The organism is Martinezella sp. CNPSo 3795, assembly GCF_057784475.1.
Genome location: NZ_JBXSOQ010000001.1, coordinates 602879 through 622259, shown reverse-complemented (window position 1 = coordinate 622259; position 19381 = coordinate 602879). Strand labels below are relative to the sequence as shown.

16 protein-coding genes are annotated in these 19381 nt (G+C 60.5%); 13 read left to right on the top strand and 3 right to left on the bottom strand.

The window, feature by feature from the left end:
- Positions 1-12 precede the first annotated feature (12 nt).
- The 12 genes from AC13QY_RS02900 to AC13QY_RS02845 all read left to right on the top strand — a co-directional run bounded on the left by AC13QY_RS02900 (position 13) and on the right by AC13QY_RS02845 (position 14347).
- The gene (locus tag AC13QY_RS02900; protein WP_113350524.1) at positions 13-1113 is read left to right on the top strand and encodes a BMP family ABC transporter substrate-binding protein; all 1101 of its coding nucleotides are present in this window, start codon (positions 13-15) and stop codon (positions 1111-1113) included.
- Between the two features lie 7 nt (positions 1114-1120).
- Positions 1121-2644 (top strand): ABC transporter ATP-binding protein, encoded by a 1524-nt coding sequence (locus AC13QY_RS02895; RefSeq protein WP_488492717.1) that lies wholly within the window; start codon positions 1121-1123, stop codon positions 2642-2644.
- Positions 2641-3741, top strand: a complete 1101-nt coding sequence (locus AC13QY_RS02890) for an ABC transporter permease (RefSeq protein WP_113350526.1) — start codon at positions 2641-2643, stop codon at positions 3739-3741. Before AC13QY_RS02895 ends, AC13QY_RS02890 begins: the two co-directional genes overlap by 4 nt.
- The gene (locus AC13QY_RS02885) at positions 3738-4649 is read left to right on the top strand and encodes an ABC transporter permease (RefSeq protein WP_113329729.1); all 912 of its coding nucleotides are present in this window, start codon (positions 3738-3740) and stop codon (positions 4647-4649) included. Before AC13QY_RS02890 ends, AC13QY_RS02885 begins: the two co-directional genes overlap by 4 nt.
- A 201-nt stretch (positions 4650-4850) precedes the next feature.
- A complete protein-coding gene (locus AC13QY_RS02880; protein WP_145633998.1) occupies positions 4851-6497 on the top strand; it encodes an ABC transporter ATP-binding protein in 1647 nt (548 codons plus the stop codon).
- A gap of 281 nt (positions 6498-6778) precedes the next feature.
- Entirely contained in the window at positions 6779-7261 is a 483-nt protein-coding gene (locus AC13QY_RS02875) for a MarR family winged helix-turn-helix transcriptional regulator (protein ID WP_145633996.1), read from the top strand.
- 31 nt (positions 7262-7292) lie between these two features.
- Entirely contained in the window at positions 7293-7991 is a 699-nt protein-coding gene (locus AC13QY_RS02870; protein ID WP_113351028.1) for an SDR family NAD(P)-dependent oxidoreductase, read from the top strand.
- Between the two features lie 2 nt (positions 7992-7993).
- The gene (locus AC13QY_RS02865) at positions 7994-9325 is read left to right on the top strand and encodes an NAD(P)/FAD-dependent oxidoreductase (protein ID WP_113350530.1); all 1332 of its coding nucleotides are present in this window, start codon (positions 7994-7996) and stop codon (positions 9323-9325) included.
- A gap of 77 nt (positions 9326-9402) precedes the next feature.
- The gene (locus AC13QY_RS02860) at positions 9403-11076 is read left to right on the top strand and encodes a peptide ABC transporter substrate-binding protein (RefSeq protein ID WP_113350531.1); all 1674 of its coding nucleotides are present in this window, start codon (positions 9403-9405) and stop codon (positions 11074-11076) included.
- Positions 11077-11154: 78 nt separating this feature from the next.
- Positions 11155-12105 carry an ABC transporter permease gene (locus AC13QY_RS02855; protein WP_069614686.1) on the top strand — a complete coding sequence of 317 codons (951 nt, stop codon included), beginning with the start codon at positions 11155-11157 and terminating at the stop codon, positions 12103-12105.
- 10 nt (positions 12106-12115) lie between these two features.
- Positions 12116-13015 carry an ABC transporter permease gene (locus AC13QY_RS02850; protein WP_113329724.1) on the top strand — a complete coding sequence of 300 codons (900 nt, stop codon included), beginning with the start codon at positions 12116-12118 and terminating at the stop codon, positions 13013-13015.
- A gap of 9 nt (positions 13016-13024) precedes the next feature.
- Positions 13025-14347: an NAD(P)/FAD-dependent oxidoreductase gene (locus tag AC13QY_RS02845; RefSeq protein WP_113350532.1), complete on the top strand. Its 1323-nt coding sequence runs from the start codon at positions 13025-13027 to the stop codon at positions 14345-14347.
- A 125-nt stretch (positions 14348-14472) separates the two neighbouring features.
- Here AC13QY_RS02845 and AC13QY_RS02840 read toward each other — a convergent pair whose 3' ends face one another.
- The 3 genes from AC13QY_RS02840 to AC13QY_RS02830 form a co-directional block, all read right to left on the bottom strand.
- Positions 14473-15600 carry an NAD(P)/FAD-dependent oxidoreductase gene (locus AC13QY_RS02840; RefSeq protein ID WP_113350533.1) on the bottom strand — a complete coding sequence of 376 codons (1128 nt, stop codon included), beginning with the start codon at positions 15598-15600 and terminating at the stop codon, positions 14473-14475.
- 68 nt (positions 15601-15668) lie between these two features.
- Positions 15669-17198 carry an amino acid ABC transporter permease/ATP-binding protein gene (locus AC13QY_RS02835; protein WP_113389373.1) on the bottom strand — a complete coding sequence of 510 codons (1530 nt, stop codon included), beginning with the start codon at positions 17196-17198 and terminating at the stop codon, positions 15669-15671.
- A gap of 68 nt (positions 17199-17266) precedes the next feature.
- A complete protein-coding gene (locus AC13QY_RS02830) occupies positions 17267-18094 on the bottom strand; it encodes an ABC transporter substrate-binding protein (protein WP_069614691.1) in 828 nt (275 codons plus the stop codon).
- A gap of 186 nt (positions 18095-18280) precedes the next feature.
- On the opposite strand from AC13QY_RS02830, the gene AC13QY_RS02825 reads away from it, so the two are divergent.
- Positions 18281-19363 (top strand): LacI family DNA-binding transcriptional regulator, encoded by a 1083-nt coding sequence (locus AC13QY_RS02825; RefSeq protein ID WP_113350535.1) that lies wholly within the window; start codon positions 18281-18283, stop codon positions 19361-19363.
- Positions 19364-19381 lie beyond the last annotated feature (18 nt).

Below are 19381 nucleotides of genomic sequence, written 5' to 3'. Positions count from 1 at the left end.
AGGGGAACTGGGATGCAGAAGAATCTGACCCGTAGAACATTGATGAAGAGCGCGGCCGTCGCAGGCCTCGCAACGGCCTTTACCGGTCGCTCCGCCTTTGCCGCCGCCGAACCGCTCGGCATTACGCTCGTCGTGCCCTCGCCGATCGGCGATGTCGGTTGGGGACATGCGCTGGCCGCGGGCCTCGATCCGATCAAGGCCGCCTATGGCGACAAGGTCAAGGTGACCGTGATCGAGAACATCGCCGAAGGCCCGGATGCGGATCGCATCATGAACAAGACAGTCGCCGACGGAAACCACTTCCTGATCGCTGGCTCGTTCGGCTATCAGAACGGCGCGCTTCAGATTGCCCGCCGCAACCCGAAGGTGACCGTCCTGCATGCCTCCGGCTTCCAGGTCGCGCCGAATTTCTCGCCCTTCGCCGCCAAGTATTTCCAGGGAACCTACCTGCTCGGCATGGCAGCGGCCGCCGTTTCCAAGACCGGCAAGCTCGGTTCGGTTTCCGCCTTCGCCATTCCCGAATTGATCACGTCGATCAACGCCTTCACGTTAGGCGCGCAGGCCGTCAAGCCTGATATCGAGGTATCGGTCGTCTGGGTCAATTCCTGGTTCGATCCGGCCAAGGAACAAGAGGCCGCCAAAGCTTTGATCTCGCAAGGCTGCGATGTGATCTTCTCGAACGCACAGGATACGCCCTCGGTCATATCAGCCTGCGAGGCTGCCGGTGTCTACGCCTTCAACCTGAATTCCTCGATGAAGAAATATGCGCCGAAAACCTATCTCGGCTGCGTGTCCACAGACTGGTCGCCCTTCTTCAAGGCATCGGTCGATGCCCATCTCGCGGGCACCTTCAAGGGTGCCAACGCTTTCCTCGGCGTCGCGGACAAGGTCGTCGAAGTGGTCGACTGGAGCCCTGCAATTCCGGCCGACACCATGGCCAAGATCAAGGAAATCGAAGGTAAGATCGCAAGCGGCGGCTTTTCGCCGTTCACCGGCCCGATCACCAAGGCCGATGGCAGCGAAGGAGCGGCTTCGGGCGCGACACTGACGGATGCCCAGATCGTCGCGATGGACTGGCATGTCAAAGGTGTGAAGACGCCTTTGCCGAAGTAAGTCGCTCATGACCATTCCGCTGCTGTCGCTGCGCGGCATCTCCAAAAGCTACGGCCAGGTCCATGCCAACAAGCATATCGATCTGGACGTAGCCCCGGGCTCGATCCATGCCATCCTCGGAGAAAACGGCGCCGGCAAATCGACGCTGATGAAGCTGATCTACGGCGTCGAACAACCGGACGAAGGCACCATTGCCTGGCATGGAAAGCCCTTGAGCCTTGCCTCCCCCGCGGAAGCGAGGCGTACCGGCATCGGGATGGTCTTTCAGCACTTCTCGCTGTTCGAGAGCCTGACGGTGGTCGAGAATATTCGCCTGATCGTCTCCGGGAGCAGGGCCGAGCTTGCGCAGCGCATCCGCGCCCTGGGAGATGAATTCGGTCTCGAAGTCGATCCGCTCGCCCATGTGCACGAACTGTCGGTCGGCGAGCGGCAGCGGGTGGAAATCATCCGGTGCCTGATGACTGATCCGAAGCTGCTGATCCTCGACGAGCCGACATCGGTCCTGCCGCCGCAAGCCGTCGAGAAGCTGTTCGACACGCTGCGCCGGCTGCGCGATCGCGGCGTGTCGATCCTCTTCATCTCGCATAAGCTGGAAGAAATCCAATCCCTGTGTGACCGGGCTACGATCCTGCGCGGCGGACGCGTGACCGGGCATGTGGATCCGCGCGAACACGACGCCCATGATCTCGCCCGCATGATGATCGGCCGCGACATGCCCGAAGCGATGCCAGCCTTGGCTTTGGCCGAGGGTGAAAAGCGCCTGGAAATCATCGGCCTCGACTACCGGCCGGACGACCCCTTTGGCATGCCGCTCTCCATGATCAGCCTGACGGTGCGCAGCGGCGAGATTCTGGGCATCGCCGGCATTTCCGGGAATGGGCAAAAGGAGCTTGCCGCCCTGATTTCAGGGGAAATGCCCCTGCCCCGAGACAAACGCGATCAGATCTTCATGATGGGACAGGATGTCGGCAGTCTCGACGCCGCCAGCCGCCGGAAGCTTGGCTTTGCCTTTGTTCCGGAGGATCGGCTCGGGCATGGCGCCGTTCCCGAAATGTCCTTAACGCTCAACAGCTTACTGACGGCCCATCCCTTGAAGCTTGTCAGGCATGGTTTCATCGACAAAGCGAAGGCTACGGATTTCGCAAACGAGTGCATCCGGGATTATGACGTGCGCACGCGCGGTCCAGAGGCTGAAGCCGGGTCGCTTTCCGGGGGAAACCTGCAGAAGTTCATCGTCGGCCGCGAAATCATGCTCGCCCCGAAACTGCTGTTTCTTGCGCAACCAACCTGGGGCGTGGATGTCGGCGCGGCTTCCGCCATTCGCAAGCGACTGATCGAGCTGCGCAATCAAGGCATGGCAATTCTCGTCATATCGGAAGAGCTCGAGGAATTGTTCGAGCTTAGCGACGTCATTCAGGTCCTTTACCACGGCACGCTGAGCCTGCCACTCGTGACCCGCGATACAAAAGCTGAAGATATCGGTCGATACATGATCGGCGCACAGCCCCAAGGCGAAAAGGCATTCGCATGAGCCGTTCCTTTTCTGCAATCCTTCCCAGCTTTGTCCGCCGCGATCGAGCCTCGTTCGCCGCAAAGCTGCTCGCGCCGCCGATCGCCCTCATCGTCACCATCGCACTCAATCTCGGCCTCTATGTCGCGATGGGCCGTGATCCGATGGCGGTGATCTATGCCATGCTGATCGAACCATTCGTCTCCTGGGCCTCATTCTCGGAAGTATTGCTCAAGACTGGCCCCCTGCTTCTGATTGCACAGGGTCTCGCAATCGGCTTTCGCGCGAAGGTCTTCAATATCGGCGCTGAGGGCCAATTCATTCTTGGCGCAATCTTCGCCTCCGCCATACCCATCTGGATGCCGCAGGCAACGGGCCAATGGATATGGCCGGCAATGCTGCTGCTCGGCACTCTCGGCGGTGCTCTGTGGGCGTCTCTCACTGCCTTCTGGCGCGTCAGGCTCAACGCCAATGAAATCCTTGTCTCACTGATGCTGAGCTTCGTTGCCGCGCAATTGCTCAACTATCTTCTTCTCGGCCCATGGAAAGATCCCGGCGGCTTCAATTTCCCGCAATCGGTCATGTTCCAGTACGACGCAATGGTGCCGATCCTGTTCGAGGGAACCCGCGTCAATGTCTCGCTTATCCTTGCCGTCGGCCTGTCGATCGCGGCGTGGATCTTCATGCAGAAGAGCTTCGCCGGGTATAAATTGCAGGTCGGCGGACTGGCTCCCCGGGCCGCGAGCTATGCCGGTTTCAAGGAGAGCTGGGCAATCTGGCTGTCGCTGATCATTGGCGGAGCGGCCGCCGGACTTGCGGGCGCCGCTGAAGTTGCCGGACCGCTTGGCCAGCTGCAGCGTTCGATCTCGACCGGATATGGATACGCGGCAATCATCGTTGCCTATCTTGGCGGCCTCAATCCAATCGGCATCGTCATCTCCGCGATCATCATGGCAGCTCTCTATATCGGTGGCGATAACGCCATGGTCTCCGCCAATCTGCCCATTGCAGCCGTCCGCGTGTTCCAGGGCAGTCTGCTCCTCATCTATCTCATCGCCGTGGCTTTCGTGCGCTATCGCATCGTCTGGCGCCCCATGCCCGTCCGGAGCGCATCATGAGCGCCGTCGAGTTCATTCTTGCCGGCATGCTGGCAGCCGCAACGCCATTTCTGCTGGCAGCCCTGGGCGAGCTTGTTGCCGAGCGCGCCGGCGTCTTGAACCTCGGCGTAGAGGGCTTGATGGCCGTTGGCGCCGTCATCGCGTTCATTGTCGTTTATCATGGCGGCGGTCATCTTCTTGCCTTCCTTGCGGCCGGTCTCGGAAGTGCACTCCTCTCCATGATTTTTGCCGCTATCACACTGGGCTTCAACGCAAACCAGGTTGCTGCCGGTCTTGCCCTCGGCATTCTCGGCCAGGGCCTCTCGGCACTATTCGGCAAGAGTTATGAGAGCCTGACCGTCACCACCTTGCCAAAGATCGCAATTCCCGGGCTTTCACAAATTCCAGTCGTGGGCGGCCTCTTCAGCCAGGATATCGTCGTCTGGATCTCGCTTGTCGTGACGGTCGGCATATGGGCGATGTTTGCCTATAGCAAGGTCGGTCTTATTCTTCGCGCCGTCGGCGAAAATCCGAAAGCTGCGCATGCTATCGGCTATCCCATTGTCTCGATCCGCTTCGCGGCAGTTGCGTTTGGCGGCATGATGGCAGGCTTTGCCGGCGCTTACGCCTCCACGATCTATACGCCGCTCTGGGCGGACGGCATGATCGCCGGGCGGGGCTGGATTGCCATTGCCCTCGTTGTCTTTGGAACCTGGCTGACATCCAGGATTTTCCTGGGCGCCTGCCTGTTCGGTGCGGTGTCGCTGATGGGTCTTGCGGCGCAGGCCAGCGGGCTCGCAATTTCCTCGCAATTGCTCGCATGCCTGCCCTATCTCGTGACGATCATCGTCCTTGGCATCATCTCCGTAGATCGCCGGCTCCTGAAGCTCAATGGTGTCGCCTCACTTGGCGAACCGTTTGAACGATAGCAAATGTGCATAGGCGAAGATTTCCATACCCGCAGGTTGCTGTGACCGATCGCTTGAAGCGCGGGTGGACGGCAAAAATCTGTCGATTAATTTCCTTCGCTTGCCTTCAGGGCAGCAATACCGGCATTCTTCTTGCTTCTGGCAATTCGTCAGCTCTCCCTGAGAGGGCGTGTTCGCTGGTTCAGAGCAAGGAGGCCTTCCATGATCCCATCCGATACTCAAGATAGAGTCCTGCCGAACGAGCCGGTACTTTCCGTGCGCGGTCTGACGGTCAGCCTCCCGAAGAACATGGAACGCGTGCATGCCGTGCAGGATATCACCTTCGACCTGATGCAAGGCGAGATCCTTTGCATCATCGGTGAATCCGGTTCGGGGAAATCGGTGACCGCGAATGCGATCATGGGCCTGTTGCCATCCATCATAAGAGTAACGGCGGGTACGATCCGCTTCAAGGGCGTGGACCTCGTAAGCGCCGACGCTGCCACCCTTCAAAGCCTGAGGGGACGAGCCGTTTCGATCATTTTCCAGGACCCGCTCTCGGCACTCAATCCACTGATGACGATCGGCGACCAGATCATCGAGGTTCTCGATGCTCATAAGATCGGCACGCCGGAAAGCCGGCGACAGAAGGTGAAGGAACTCCTCGGCGAAGTCGGCCTGCCAGATCCGGATCTTCTCCAGCATCAATATCCCTTCCGGCTGTCCGGCGGGCAGCGTCAGCGCGTGATGATCGCCATGGCGCTGGCGCTCGATCCGGATGTGCTGATCGCCGACGAACCGACCACTGCATTGGACGTGACGACGCAGGCCCAAATCCTCGAATTGATCCGCAAGATACAGGCGCGCAAGAAGATGAGCGTCATGTTCATCACCCATGATTTCGGGGTGGTCGCCGAGATTGCCGACAGGGTGATCGTCATGGAGAAGGGGCATCTTGTCGAACAGGGACAGGCGGCGCAGGTGCTGAATGCGCCTGTTCATCCCTATACGCAGCGTCTTATCGCGGCCGTTCCCCGCATGACGACCGCCGGTCGCGAAACCATTGCCGAAGCGCCCGTGGTGCTGGAAGTCGATAAGCTCAACAAGACCTATCGAGCGGGAAGCGGCTTCCTGTCGAAATCGCGGACGGTGCAGGCGGTCAACGACGTCAGCTTCTCGATCCGCAAGGGACGCACATTGGGAGTGGTCGGTGAATCCGGCTCCGGAAAATCCTCGCTCGGCCGCGTCCTGTTGAAGCTTTTGAGCTCGGACAGTGGTCGGATTCTCTTCGATGGCCGCGATATCGCTCCGCTGTCAGACGACGAGTTCCGGCCATTGCGTCCTTATATACAGATGATCTTTCAAGACCCATTCGCCTCGCTAAACCCGCGCCATACGATCGGCCGCATTCTCACCGTTGGACCGATGGCGCACGGCCTGTCGATGCATGAGGCCAAGGCGAAGGCACTGCGTCTTCTCAAGCGCGTCGGCCTCGACGAAGGTGCCTTTGACCGCTTTCCCCATGAGTTCTCCGGTGGCCAGCGCCAGCGCATCGGCATCGCCCGCGCCTTGATGTTCGACCCCGTGCTGCTGGTGGCCGACGAGGCAGTCTCCGCTCTCGACGTCTCGATCCAGGCGCAAATCCTCAAGCTTCTTGCCGAAATCCAGCAGGATACCAGGGTCGCGATGATCTTCATTACCCACGACCTGCGCGTCGCCAGCCAGATCTGTGACGAAGTCGCCGTCATGTACAAGGGCGAGATTGTCGAATGTGGGCCGCCTTCGCAGATCTTTCGTGCGCCGGCTCATGCCTATACCCAAAACCTGTTGGCTGCCATCCCCGGCGGCGATTGGGAAGCGGTCGGCTAAATGTCCACCAACGAGGCATGGCGGCGCCGAATGCGACCCGCTTCTGCTTAATTACCACCATTCGTGCATGCACCGGCGGCGATTGATGCCTGAGAAACGGGCAGCCTTCCGCACTGATTATTTTTTATCTGATTGGGCGAAAAAATAGTTGCATTTATCCACTATCCGTCCTTTCATGAGCATGAAATTTCCAGCGACGATCCGCCGCAGACGATCATGGACCTGCCACGCATTAGGGGTGGCGGGAACGGTGTTTCGTCGCCTTTCAAAGGTTCCGAGCCATGCCGCCGACCAAGGCCCCGCCAACTTCTGTCAAGGACATCGATATCGACGTCCTGGAGGATACGCTGAGCTTTTACATCCGCAGCATCAATCTCGCCGTCTCGCGCGATCTGGACGAGAAGCTGGAAGGTTTGGACGTCGCCCGCGGAACGGGAAAGATCACGACCCTGTTCCTGGTCGACGACAATCCGGGAATCCGGCCTTCCACCATCGCGCAAATCATCCTGAAAGACCGCTCGGCGACCGGCAGGCTGATCGAACAGATGGAAGCACATGATCTCCTTACGCGCGAGACGTCGGCGGACGACAGCCGCGCCCAGGAACTCTACATCACGGAAAAAGGTCACGAACTGGCAAAACGTGTGCGTGCCATCGTCACCAAGCAATCACGCGAATTCTTTTCCGACATCACCGACGAAGAACACAGGCTCCTGATCGACATACTGCGCCGGACTTACCGGCGCATCGTGGCGCAATCGTGAGCCGGCAAACCGTGGGAGAGCAAACATGGGCATGAGTGACGAGCGGGTAGCAATGATATCCGGTGCCAGCCGGGGGATCGGCGCCGCACTCGCCGAGGAACTTGCCGCCAAGGGATGGCGGCTCTCGCTCGGCATGCGCCGTCCTGAAATGCCCGCCTGGGCAGACCCTGCGCACGTTAGCGCCTTTGCCTATGATGCCATCGATACGGACGCATCCGATCGCTGGGTGGAAGAGACGCTTCGCACCTTCGGGCGCATCGACGCGATCGTCGCCAATGCCGGCATTGGCATCGCAAAGACGGTGATCGAAGCCGATGATGCCGACCTCGACGATCTGCTCGAGGTGAACGTCAAGGCACCGCGAAGACTTGCAAAATCCGCGTGGAACGCCCTTGCGTCAAGCGGTCGCGGCCGCGTCATCATCGTCGCTTCGCTCTCGGGAAAGCGGGTGAAGTCCGCGAACTCCGGCCTTTATGCCGTCTCCAAATTCGCGGCGGTCGCGCTGGCCCACGCCATACGCCACACCGGCTTTGACCTTGGCATCCGCGCCACCGCCATCTGCCCCGGCTTCGTCGCGACCGACATGGCGCGCGGACTTACGAGCAAGCCCGATAGCGAGATGACCGATCCGCGCGACCTCGCCCGCATCATTTCCATGCTGATGGAGCTGCCGAACGAGGCAAGCGTTGCCGAATTTACCATCAATTGCCAGTTAGAGGAGTCCTTCTGACCATGCCCGGCCCCTATGTTGTTCCCGTTCACGGGGATGCGGAACTGCCCAAGGAAGTCGACGTCGTCGTCATCGGTGGTGGCATCATCGGCACCTCGACGACGCTGGAACTTGCCGAACGGGGCCTGCGGGTCGCGCTTTGCGAGAAGGGTGGCATCGGCCAGGAGCAATCGAGCCGCAACTGGGGTTGGGTGCGCATTTCGAGGCGCGATCCGCGCGAGGTGCCCCTCATGGCGGAGGCCCTGCGCATCTGGAGCACGCTCGACAAACGTACCGGCCGCGACACCGGCTACAAGCGCGCCGGCATCATCTTCACCTGCGCGGATGACAAGCAATATGCCGATCATGAGCGCTGGAACCGCAATCTGGAAGGCTACCAGCTGGAAAGCCGCATGATTAGCGGCACCGAATTCAAGAACCTCTTTCCCGGCACGCAGATGGAGCTCAAGGGTGCGCTCTTTACCGCCGCCGACGGCCGTGCCGAGCCGCAGCGAGCCGCCCCCGCCATTGCCGAGGCCGCCCGCGACAAGGGAGCCTCCATTCTGACCGAATGCGCCGTGCGCGGTATCGAGACAGCCGGCGGCCGCATCTCCGGCGTCATCACGGAACGTGGTCCCATCGCCTGCAAGGCCGTCGTGCTTGCCGGCGGCGCCTGGTCAAGCCTGTTTGCCGGCATGTTCGGGCTCGATCTGCCGCAGTTGAAGGTGATGAATTCCGTCTTGCGCACCAAGCCGCTGGAAGGCGGCCCCGAGCAAGCCATCTGGGCGAGCGGCTTTGCCCTGCGCAAGCGTCAGGATGGCGGCTACACCATCGCTTCGGGCCATGAGAACATCGTGGACATCGTGCCGAGCTCCTTCCGCTACGCCGGCAAGTTCCTGCCGGCGCTGAAAAAGGAGTGGCGCTCGCTGAACTTCCGCGTTTCCGGCCGGTTCTTCGACGAAGCGCGCATTCCCAATCGGTGGGCGATGGACGAGGCAAGCCCCTTCGAATATTGCCGCGTTCTCGACCCCAAACCCTCCACCAAGCTTTCGAATGCGGCGCTTGCCAACCTCAAGAAAGCCTTTCCGGTTTTCGAGAAGGCCGAGATCGCTCAGCGCTGGGCAGGTTATATCGACGTGACACCGGATGCCGTGCCGGTGATCGATGCGATCGACAGCATTCCGGGCTTTCATATCGCCACCGGCTTTTCCGGCCACGGCTTCGGCATCGGGCCTGCGGCCGGACGATTGATGGCCGACATCGTCACCGGCAAGCCGCCAGTGGTGGATCGCAAGAACTTCCGCTTTTCCCGCTTCCATGACGGTTCGAAGATCGAACTGATCAGTGGTTTCTGACCTCTCCGAACCAAGCAGACAATACAAAGACGAAAGAGAAAAACAGCCGAATCCTACCAACAAAAAGGGGAACGATCATGACCGATGCAAATGACACCATCCTCCTGAAACCAACCCGCCGCCAGGCATTGACTATGATGGCGCTCGGTGCCTCCGGGTTGATCATGCCCAATATCCTCGGTCGCGGCGAGGCTTTCGCGGCACCTCCCGCCAAGCCGACCGGCCAGCTAGTCATCGGCTTCTCGCAGGAGCCGACCGTCTTCAATCCGCATCTGATCCACATCGAAGTCGATGAGGGCATCCATTTCAGTGTCTTCGATCCGCTCTTTACCGTCACACCGGAGGGCAAGTTTTCCCCTTCGCTTGCAACCGAAGTTCCGACGGTCGAAAACGGCGGCATCTCGGCCGACGGCCTTCATTGGAAGGTCAAACTGCGCGATGGCGTGAAGTGGCATGACGGCACGCCGTTCACCGCCGAAGACGTCAAGTTCACCCTCGAACTCATGGTCGATCCGAACTTCCGCAGCTGGCGCAAGACCGGCCATGAGCTGGTACGCGACCTGACCGTCGTCTCGCCGACGGAAATCACCTGGCGGATGGAAAAGCCATTTGCGCCCTACCCGTCGATCCTCGCCATGACCTTCATCGTGCCAAAGCATATCCTTGGTGCGGAGAAGGACAAGAACACCGCCCCCTTCAACAATGCCCCCATCGGCACCGGCCCTTTCAAATGGGTCGAGCGCGTCCCCGGCGATCACATCACGCTCGCGGCCAATACCGACTATTTCGGCACCGGCCCTTATCTCGAAACCCTGGTCTACAAATATGTTCCCGACCTGACGGTGCTGTATACGCAGTTCAAGACCGGCGATATCGACGTCGTCGGCCTGCAATGGATCACCCCGGATCACTATGACGAGGCCAAGGGGCTGGATGGAAAGGCTGTTGCCGTCGTTCCGGCCGCCACGGTCGAATCCGTCGGCTTCAACATGGAGAAGCCGCAATTCAAGGATCCGGCGGTGCGCGAGGCGCTCTACTACGCGATCGACAAGCAGACGATCATCGATGCGCTCTACTACGGCCTGCCGACACCGACCGAGAGCTACATTCCGCAGCAGTCCTTCTATTATAATCCGGACCTGCCGAAGCAGGAATTCAGCACCGACAAGGCCAAGAAGATCCTCGACGATGCCGGCTGGAAGCCCGGTCCCGACGGCATTCGCATGAAGGACGGCGTCAAGCTTTCCTTCACCAACTCCACCACCGCCGGCAATCATATCCGCGAACAGGTGCAGCAGTTCATGCAGCAGACCTTCAAGGACATCGGCGTGGAGCTTACGATCTCCAACCTGCCGCCGGCGGTCATGTGGGGCGATTATTGGACAATGTCGAAGTTCGATTCCGTCATCGTCGGCATCAACTTCCAGACCGGCTCCGACCCCGACACCTCCGATTATTTCCGTTCCTCGGCGATCACCGCCAAGGGCGGAGCCGGCCAGAACTCCTGGCAATATGCCAATCCGGAGGTCGACAAGCTCCTTGCGGAAGGCGGCCAGATCTTCGTGCCGGAGGAACGCAAGAAGGTCTACCAGAAGATCCAGGAGATCATGCGCCACGACCTGCCTTTCCTGCCGCTATTCCAGTATGCGACCGTACGCGGCCATAAGGTGGGGGTCGAAAACGTCACTCCCAACATCAATGTGCGCATCGACAGCTGGAATGTGGGCACCTGGTATTGGGCCAAGGCATAGGCTGCTCGTTCCAGCCCTTCGGCCGAAGCATCGAAGGGCTGATCGCTTCACATTCCGCAACCATCGGAGACGAATGCCATGTTGCGCTATCTCCTGAGCCGCCTGTGGCAGAGCCTGGTGCTGCTGCTCCTCGTATCGATGATCGGCTTTGCCGTACTTACCCTCGCTCCCGGCGGTCCGCTGTCGCAATATACGCTGACGCCAGGCATGACCAAGGAAGCGCTCGACAGGATCGCTGCCCAAATGGGTCTCGACCGGCCGCTGCCGATCCAATATCTCGACTGGTTGAGACATCTGCTGATGGGCGACTGGGGCCGCTCCTACCGGGACAACCAGCCGGTACTGTCGATCATTTTCGGCCATCTGTTCGCCACGCTGCTGCTGATGGGCACATCGATGGTGATCTCGATCGCGATCGGCACCTGGATCGGCATCAAGGGGGCAACCCGCCGCTATTCGATCTTCGATTACAGCGCCACCGTCGGCGCCATGGTGGCGCTGTCGATACCGACCTTCTGGTTCGGTCTCGTCGCCATCTATATCTTCTCGCTGAAGCTGAAATGGCTGCCGGCGGGCAACATGTACACGGTCGGCAACGGCTCGCTCGGTGATTATGCGATCCATCTGATCATGCCGAGCCTCGTGCTTGCGCTTGTCAACATCGCGGTCTGGAGCCGCTACATGCGCACAGCCACGCTCGAGGTCATCAACCAGGACTTCGTACGCACCGCCAGGGCCAAGGGCCTCTCGCCCCGGCGCGTCCTGATGCGCCATGTCGTCGGCAACGCGCTATTGCCGATGATCACGCTTGCCGGCCTGCAATTGCCGACCATTCTCGGTGGTGCTCTGGTGGCGGAGACCGTCTTCACCTGGCCGGGAATGGGCCGGCTTTTCCTTGATAGCCTTGGCTACAGCGACTATCCGGTCGTCATGGGCCTCCTGATGTTCTCGGCAATCTTCGTGCTGATCGGCAATCTGCTTGCGGATCTGCTCGTCGCCTTCGTCGATCCGCGCGTCCGGCTTGGTTAGGAGAAACGCCATGTCTTCCTCCTCCCCCGCAACCCTTTCGCAATCATTATTCGCCCATTCGCGCTGGTGGCAAAATCGGACTTTGCGCCGTTTCGTCCGCCATAGGCTCGCGCTCCTCGGCGTGGCCATGATCACGCTCATAGTCCTTGCCTGCCTGCTCGGGCCGTCACTGCTTCCCTATGACGAGCTCTATATCGACCTGCGGGCTCGTTTCGCACCGCCCTTTACGGCCGGCTACCATATTTTCGGTACTGACCCGCTTGGGCGCGACGTTGCTGTACGCCTGTTCATGGCAGGCCGGATTTCGCTCCTCGTCGGCTTCTTCGCGATGGTGCTCAGCACACTGATCGGCACGGTGATCGGCGTGGTGGCGGGCTATTACGGTGGGCGCATCGGGATATTGCTTATGCGCTTCGTCGATGCCTTTCTGTCCTTTCCCAGCATCTTCCTGCTGCTGGCGCTGGCCGCCTTCATCAAGCCGAGCCCGTTCATGATCACCGTCATCATCGCGGTGACGAGTTGGATGGAGACCGCGCGCATCGTCGAGGCGGAAGTGCGATCGCTGCGCGAACGCGATTTCGTGCTCGCCGCGCGCATGCTCGGCCTCTCCAACAGATGGATCATGTTTCGCGAACTGCTGCCGAACGCAATCGGCCCGATCATCGTCGCCGCTACGCTGACGGTTGCCCGCGCCATCCTGCTCGAAGCCTATGTCAGCTTCCTCGGCTACGGTATCCAGCCGCCGCTCCCGAGCTGGGGCAATATGCTGAACGGCGCCCAGCAATATCTCGCCAGCGCACCATGGCTGGCCATCGTCCCGGGCGTCGCCATCACGCTCGCCGTCACCAGCTTCAACTTCATCGGCGACGGCCTGCGCGATGCGCTCGATGCCCGCAGCGATCTGCACTGAGGATGCGGGATGACGAAATTTTCGCCGTTCAAAACAACCCTGTGGTATGCCACTGCGGCCCCCGCACCCGATACGACGGAGCTGGAAGGCACGATCAAGGTCGATGTCTGCATTGTCGGTGGCGGCTATACGGGCCTGACCACCGCTCTTGAGCTTGCGAAGAGCGGCACAAGCGTCGTACTTCTCGAAAAGGAGGAAATCGGCTTCGGCGGCTCTGGCCGTAACGCCGGGCACTGCACGCCGACTTTCACCCATTACAGCCTGCCGGAACTGCGCTCCATGCTAGGCGAGCCCTGGGCCGAGCGATTGATCGCCCGGCAGACGCGCGCCAACGACCGTGTCTCCAGCATGATCCGGCAGTACCAGATCCAATGCGAATGGCAGCAGAACGGCTATGTCATGGGCGCGCTTTATCCCGGCTTGATGAAGACAATCGAGGAGAAGGTTCGCACCTACAATGCTGTCGGCGCGAAAACGCGGGCCATCGGCAGGGACGAGGTTGCAGCGATCACCGGCAGCCCGCGCTTTCACGGCGGTTGGCTGCATGAAGAGGCCGGCCATCTTAATCCCCTCGGCTATTCTCGTGGTCTCGCACGTGCCGTCATCCAGGAAGGCGGCGTCATTCACACCGATTCGCCAGTGACCGGATGCGAGCGCGTGGCGGGCGGCTGGGCGGTCAGCACGCTGAAAGGGAAAGTCATTGCCGACAAGGTGATCTTCGCGACGGGCGCCTATACCGTCGGCGGCTGGCCGAAACTCGATCGGACCTTCAAGATCCAGAGGGTCTTCGTCGCCGCTACCCAGCCGCTTTCCGACGACGAGCGGCTGTCGGTGCTGCCGCGCAACACCACCATCCATGATGGACGTGGCGATATCTATGTCTACAAATACAATGCCGAAGGCCGGATCGTCGCCTCCATGTTCCCGATGGGACGGCGCGGCCGCGACATGGACTATACGCGGCAGGTCATGAGCGACCGGCTGAAATGGCTGCATCCGCAGATCAAACAGGAGATCCGCTGGGAATATTTCTGGTTTGGCGAGCTGGACATGCAATACCGCACCATCCCCCGCCTCTACGATCTGGCACCAGGCGTCGTGGCGCTGACGGGCCTGTCTGGCCGCGGCGTGCCAACAGGAAGCATGCTCGGCGGTATCCTCTCGGAATGGGCCAGAGGCGTGCCGGAAAAAGACCTGTCGCTGAAGCTGGAGCCGCTTTCAGCGGCTCCCTTCTATATGAATTACGGTCCGAAGCTGACGCTGCGCTATTATCGTATTTCGGATTGGATCAAGACCAAACTGGCGGGCGTTCCTTTGCCGCCGCATGCCTGATCGCCGCCAACATCCTCGATCAGGAGAAGGCCGAAATGCCGGCAGGCGCGACAGGTTTGACCGTGAAGATCGCTTGTGTGCGCTCACGGACACTCTTGAACCTGTCTGCTGCTGTTCCGATCAAACTATCTGACGAAGCGTTCCGGCCGGAAAGGGGCCAGAAGCGGATGACGCTTGCCGGTGGCGATCTCATCGGCAAGCAGTTCGCCGGCGATCAGGCCGAGAGTGGCACCGCTATGGCTGAAGGCAACGAAATAGCCCGGTATGGCCTGCAATTCGCCGAAAACCGGCTCGCCATCCCCCGGAATGGGTTTGGGACCAACGCCGTAGTCGCCGATTTCGAGCTTCGGATTCCCCTCCAACACCTTTGAGGCTTCCTGCAGGAGCCCTTCAAGGGTCGAAGGCTTGATTGCATAGCTGCCATCGTCCTTTACGACAACCTCTTCCTCCGACCAGGCTGAATCGAGCGCAAAAGCGCCGTCAGGAGTGGGCCTGATGGCAACCCTTGGCGTATTCAGCACAGCCTTCAGGGGATGCTTGACCGGCTTCGTCCGAACGAGAAGAGCGATCGGCGTATCGTCGCCAATATGCTGACCGGCTTCCGCAACGATCGCCGGCACCTCGCCGCCGGCCGCCAACAATACGGCATCGGCGGCCCAACGGGCGCCATTCGCAGTCGTGACGCCACGGGCGCAGCCATCCTCCACCTTGACAGCCGCCCGGCCGGCATCGGTGACGATTTCGCCGCCCAATGCCCGGAACTCTTCGGCAAGAACGCCGATCAGGGACGGCAGATCGACCCACCCCTCGCCCGGATTGAAGATTGCGCCCTGCTGCGTGACGGCGCTTGCATTGACGCCTGGCGTCACTTTCGCAATCTGGCCCGGCGTCAGCAATTGGGCATGGTAGCCAAGGTCACGCTCGTAATCGAAGACGGCGGCAATGTCGTTATCGGCTTCGTCGGCATCCCAGGTCAGGCCGCCGTCGAAACGTAGCCATGCCGCGTCCGGATATCGTGCGGAAAGCGTGCGATAGCGGTCGATGCCGGCGAGACGTAGCCGATGATAGGCATCGGAGCGGCGCCTTGCGGAATTGAGCCAGGCAAGCGAGCGGCCCGATGCGCCATTCGCCAGCGGGCCGTCGTTGATCAGCGTTGTCTGAATGCCAAGCCGCGCTAGATGAACGGCCGTGGAAACCCCGAAGATACCGCCGCCGACAACGACGACTTTTGAAGAACGAGTGGGAGCATGCATGTTGGAAAACCTTGTCAGTAGGAATTGTTACGATGGAAGGGCCGTCCGATTTCTCGCCGGCCCGTTTGTCAGAGGACCTCGGCGAGGAAGCGTTTCAGCCGTTCGCTTTGCGGATTGTCGAAGATCTGTTGCGGCGGGCCGGCTTCAACGATGCGGCCTTCATCCATGAAGACGACCTGATCGGCGACCCTGCGGGCAAATCCCATTTCGTGAGTAACGACCGCCATGGTCATGCCCTGGCGCCCGAGATTGGCCATCAGGTCGAGCACGCCCTTCACCAATTCCGGATCGAGCGCGCTCGTGACCTCATCGAAAAGGACGACTTCCGGATCCATGGCGAGCGCCCGGGCAATGGCGACGCGCTGCTGCTGGCCGCCGGAAAGACCGGCTGGGCGATGGTCCTTGCGGCCACCAAGCCCCACTTCCGCCAGGCGGGTCTCGGCAATCCGGCGCGCCTCAGCTTTCGGCATCCTCTTGATCTTCGTCAGCGACAGCATGACGTTTTCAAGCGCGGTGTGATCCGGAAAGAGATTGAAGTGCTGAAACACCATGCCGACGCGGCGGCGCAGGCTTTCCGGCTTCATGGACAGGATGCTTTCGCCATCGAGCTCGATGTCGCCGCGTTTCGGCTCAACGAGCCTGTTCAAGCACCGGAGCAGCGTCGACTTGCCCGATCCCGACGGCCCGATGATGCAGGTCACCGTGCCTCTGGCTATGTCGAGATCGATGCCTTTCAGCACTTCGAGATCGCCATAGGACATGCTGAGATCGCGGATTTGAACGGCCCCACCTTTGGAGCGCGGAGTAGCGGCGTCTGTAGGCATCCCGGTACCCGAAGCGGCCTCCAGCTCGCCGACCTCGACAAGGCCGCTCGTGCCACCGGATCCGCGCCCCTGCCGTCCAAGGCGCAAACGCGCGTCGATGTAGTTGACGAGATGCGTCAGCGGCACGGTGATGACCAGATAAAAGATGCCGGCCAGCAGCAGAGGCGAGAGATTGCCCGTCACCACAGCCTGATCCTGGCCGACGCGAAAGATTTCGCGCTCAGAGGCCAGCAGCCCCAGGAAGTAGACAAGGCTCGAATCCTTGACGTTGCCGATGAACTGGTTGACGAGGGCGGGCAGGACACGCCGGACCCCTTGCGGAATGACGATCAGTCTCATGCCCTGTCCGTAGCTCATGCTCAGCGCGCGGCAGGCTTCCATCTGCCCGCGCTCGACGCTCTGAATGCCGGATCGAAAGATCTCGCCGATATAGGCACCGGCGATCAGGCTCAGCGCGATGATGCCAAGCGGAAAAGGCGACGGCCCGAAGATCTCGCGACCGATGCGGGCAAAGCCCTGGCCAATGATGAGGATCGTCACGATCGCCGGCAGGCCGCGAAAAATATCGGTATAGATGCGCGCCGGCAGGCGCAGCCAACGTGACTGCGAAATGCCCATAACGGCGAGCACCATGCCGATGATGACGCCGAGCACGGTGGAGGCTGCCGCCAGGATGAGTGTGTTCTTCAGTCCGACCGTGATCATGCTCGGCAGGACTTCTGCCATCGCATCCCAATCGAGGAAGCTGCGACGGAGATTTTCAAGCCAATCCATTCAATTCCCCATGAAATTCGTGAGGCAGGTTGATGCTGCTGCCCGGGAAGCCGGGCAGCAGCGCGGCCTTACTTCTTGGGAAGATATTGATCGGGCATCGGCGAGCCGGGGAACCATTTCTCATAGAGCGTCTTCCAGGTGCCATCCTGCATCGCTTCGTGCAGCGCCTTGTTGAGCGCCAGCCGGAAGGCGTCGTTGCCCTTGTGGACGACGAAGCCCGCCGGTGCGTCGAAGGATGGGATATTCACGGCAATCTTCAGTGCCGGATAGCGCTCGCCATATTGTTTGGCTGCTTCATAATCGAGGAAATGTGCATCGATGGTGCCGTTGTTCAGCGCCGCCACGGCAGAATTGTTGTCCGGAAATTTGACGAGATCGGTGCCGGTGAAATTCTTCGTGGCATAGACCTCCTGCAGCGTGCCCTGCACGACGCCGAGGCGCTTGCCCTTGAGGCCGGCTGCATCCTTCATCGAGGCATCCGATGTCAGAACCGAGAGATAGCCGGCGAGATAGCCATCGGAGAAGTCGACCGTCTTCTTGCGTGCTTCGGTCGTTCCGATCGCCGCGACGGCGACGTCGAAACGCTGGTTGGCAACGGAGGGCAGCAAGGCCGAGAACTCCTGGCCGGTAAACGTCACCTTGTCCTTGGGAAAGCCCATGCGGGAAACGACGTTCAGAAAGAGCTCTATATCGAAGCCGGTGAATTGCCCATCGGCCGTCGTGAAGGTGTAGGGCTTGGAATCTCCCATCGTGCCGACGCTGATGACGTTCGGATCGATCAGGTTATAGGGATTGTCGGCGGCGACCGCCGGGCCGACGCTTGCCGCGACGATATAGGCGAGCACGCCAGCGCGCAGAGGCGCGGCGATGGCCGAGAAAATGCTGGATAGTTTCATGTTCGTTCTCCGCTCTGAAGGATGCTCTTATCGGCATTCATGCATGCGCGTCCGCATCTCCACTCCTTGCGGCAGCAAGAGATTTTCTGGACAAGAGACCGGTATCATGCATAAAGAGACCGGTCTCAATGCTATTTGTTAACTTCAGATTGACCGCCCGTCAACAACTCTTGTAATCGTCATACCATGGAAGAGCCCCTCACCTCGAAACGCTCCGTAACAGTCGCCGATGTTGCCAGGGTCGCTAAAGTCTCGAAGGCGACCGCTGCCCGCGTGCTCGGCGGCTATGGCACCGTCAGTGACAAGGTTCGCGAGCAGGTGCTTGCCGCTGCGGCGGCGCTCGAATACCGGCCGAACGAACTTGCCCGGAGCATGACGACAGGCAAATCCGGCATCATCGGGGTCGTGGTCGGCGATATCGAAAATGCCTTCTTCAGCCTTGCCGTCCGGGGCATCAGCGATGCCGCGCGCATGGCCGGCTTCAATGTGATCATTGCCAATTCCGGTGAAGAACTCGATGCGGAAAAGTCGGCGGTCGACCTGCTCATCGGCAAGCGCGTCGATGGATTGATCGTAACGCCGGCACGCTGCGACCGAATGGAGCATCTTCAGGACATACGCCGCGTCGGCGTGCCTCTTGTCCTCTTTGACCGAAACATTCCGGAGCTCGGCGTCGACGCCGTGACGGGTGACGATTTCGATGCCGCCATGGTCGCCACCCGCCATCTTCTCGACATGGGGCATAGACGGATCGCCTATATATCGGCGATGGATGCCGGGAGCGAACCCCTTGGCGATATCAGCAGCATTTCCAATTCTGCCGTGCGCGAACGGGTGGATGGCATGTTGAAGGAGCAGGCCGATGCGGGCATCGAGAACGCGCTATATTACGTGCGGCTCGGCGCGACCGACCAGTCAAGGACGGATGATGTCGTCAAGAGCCTGCTGCACGATGCGGCGCCTCCGACCGCCATCATAGCGTCGGACAGTCTCGTCGGGCTCAGGGTCTTCAAGACCTTGCAAAAACTGGGATTGTCCATGCCGCGCGATATATCGATGATCTCTTTCCTTGATGCGGACTGGACGACCGTCACGACACCGCCGATCACCGTCGTCGACCAGCCGGTCTACGAAATGGGAAAGAAGGCGGCCGAGCGCCTTATCTCGCGGCTGAACGGCAAGGATCTGCCCGTCGGGCGAACCGCCATCAAAACAGGCCTGATCGAGCGCGGATCGGTCGCCTCACCACCTCACGACAGCAATCGATAACGCCTCGCTTGGTAAGTC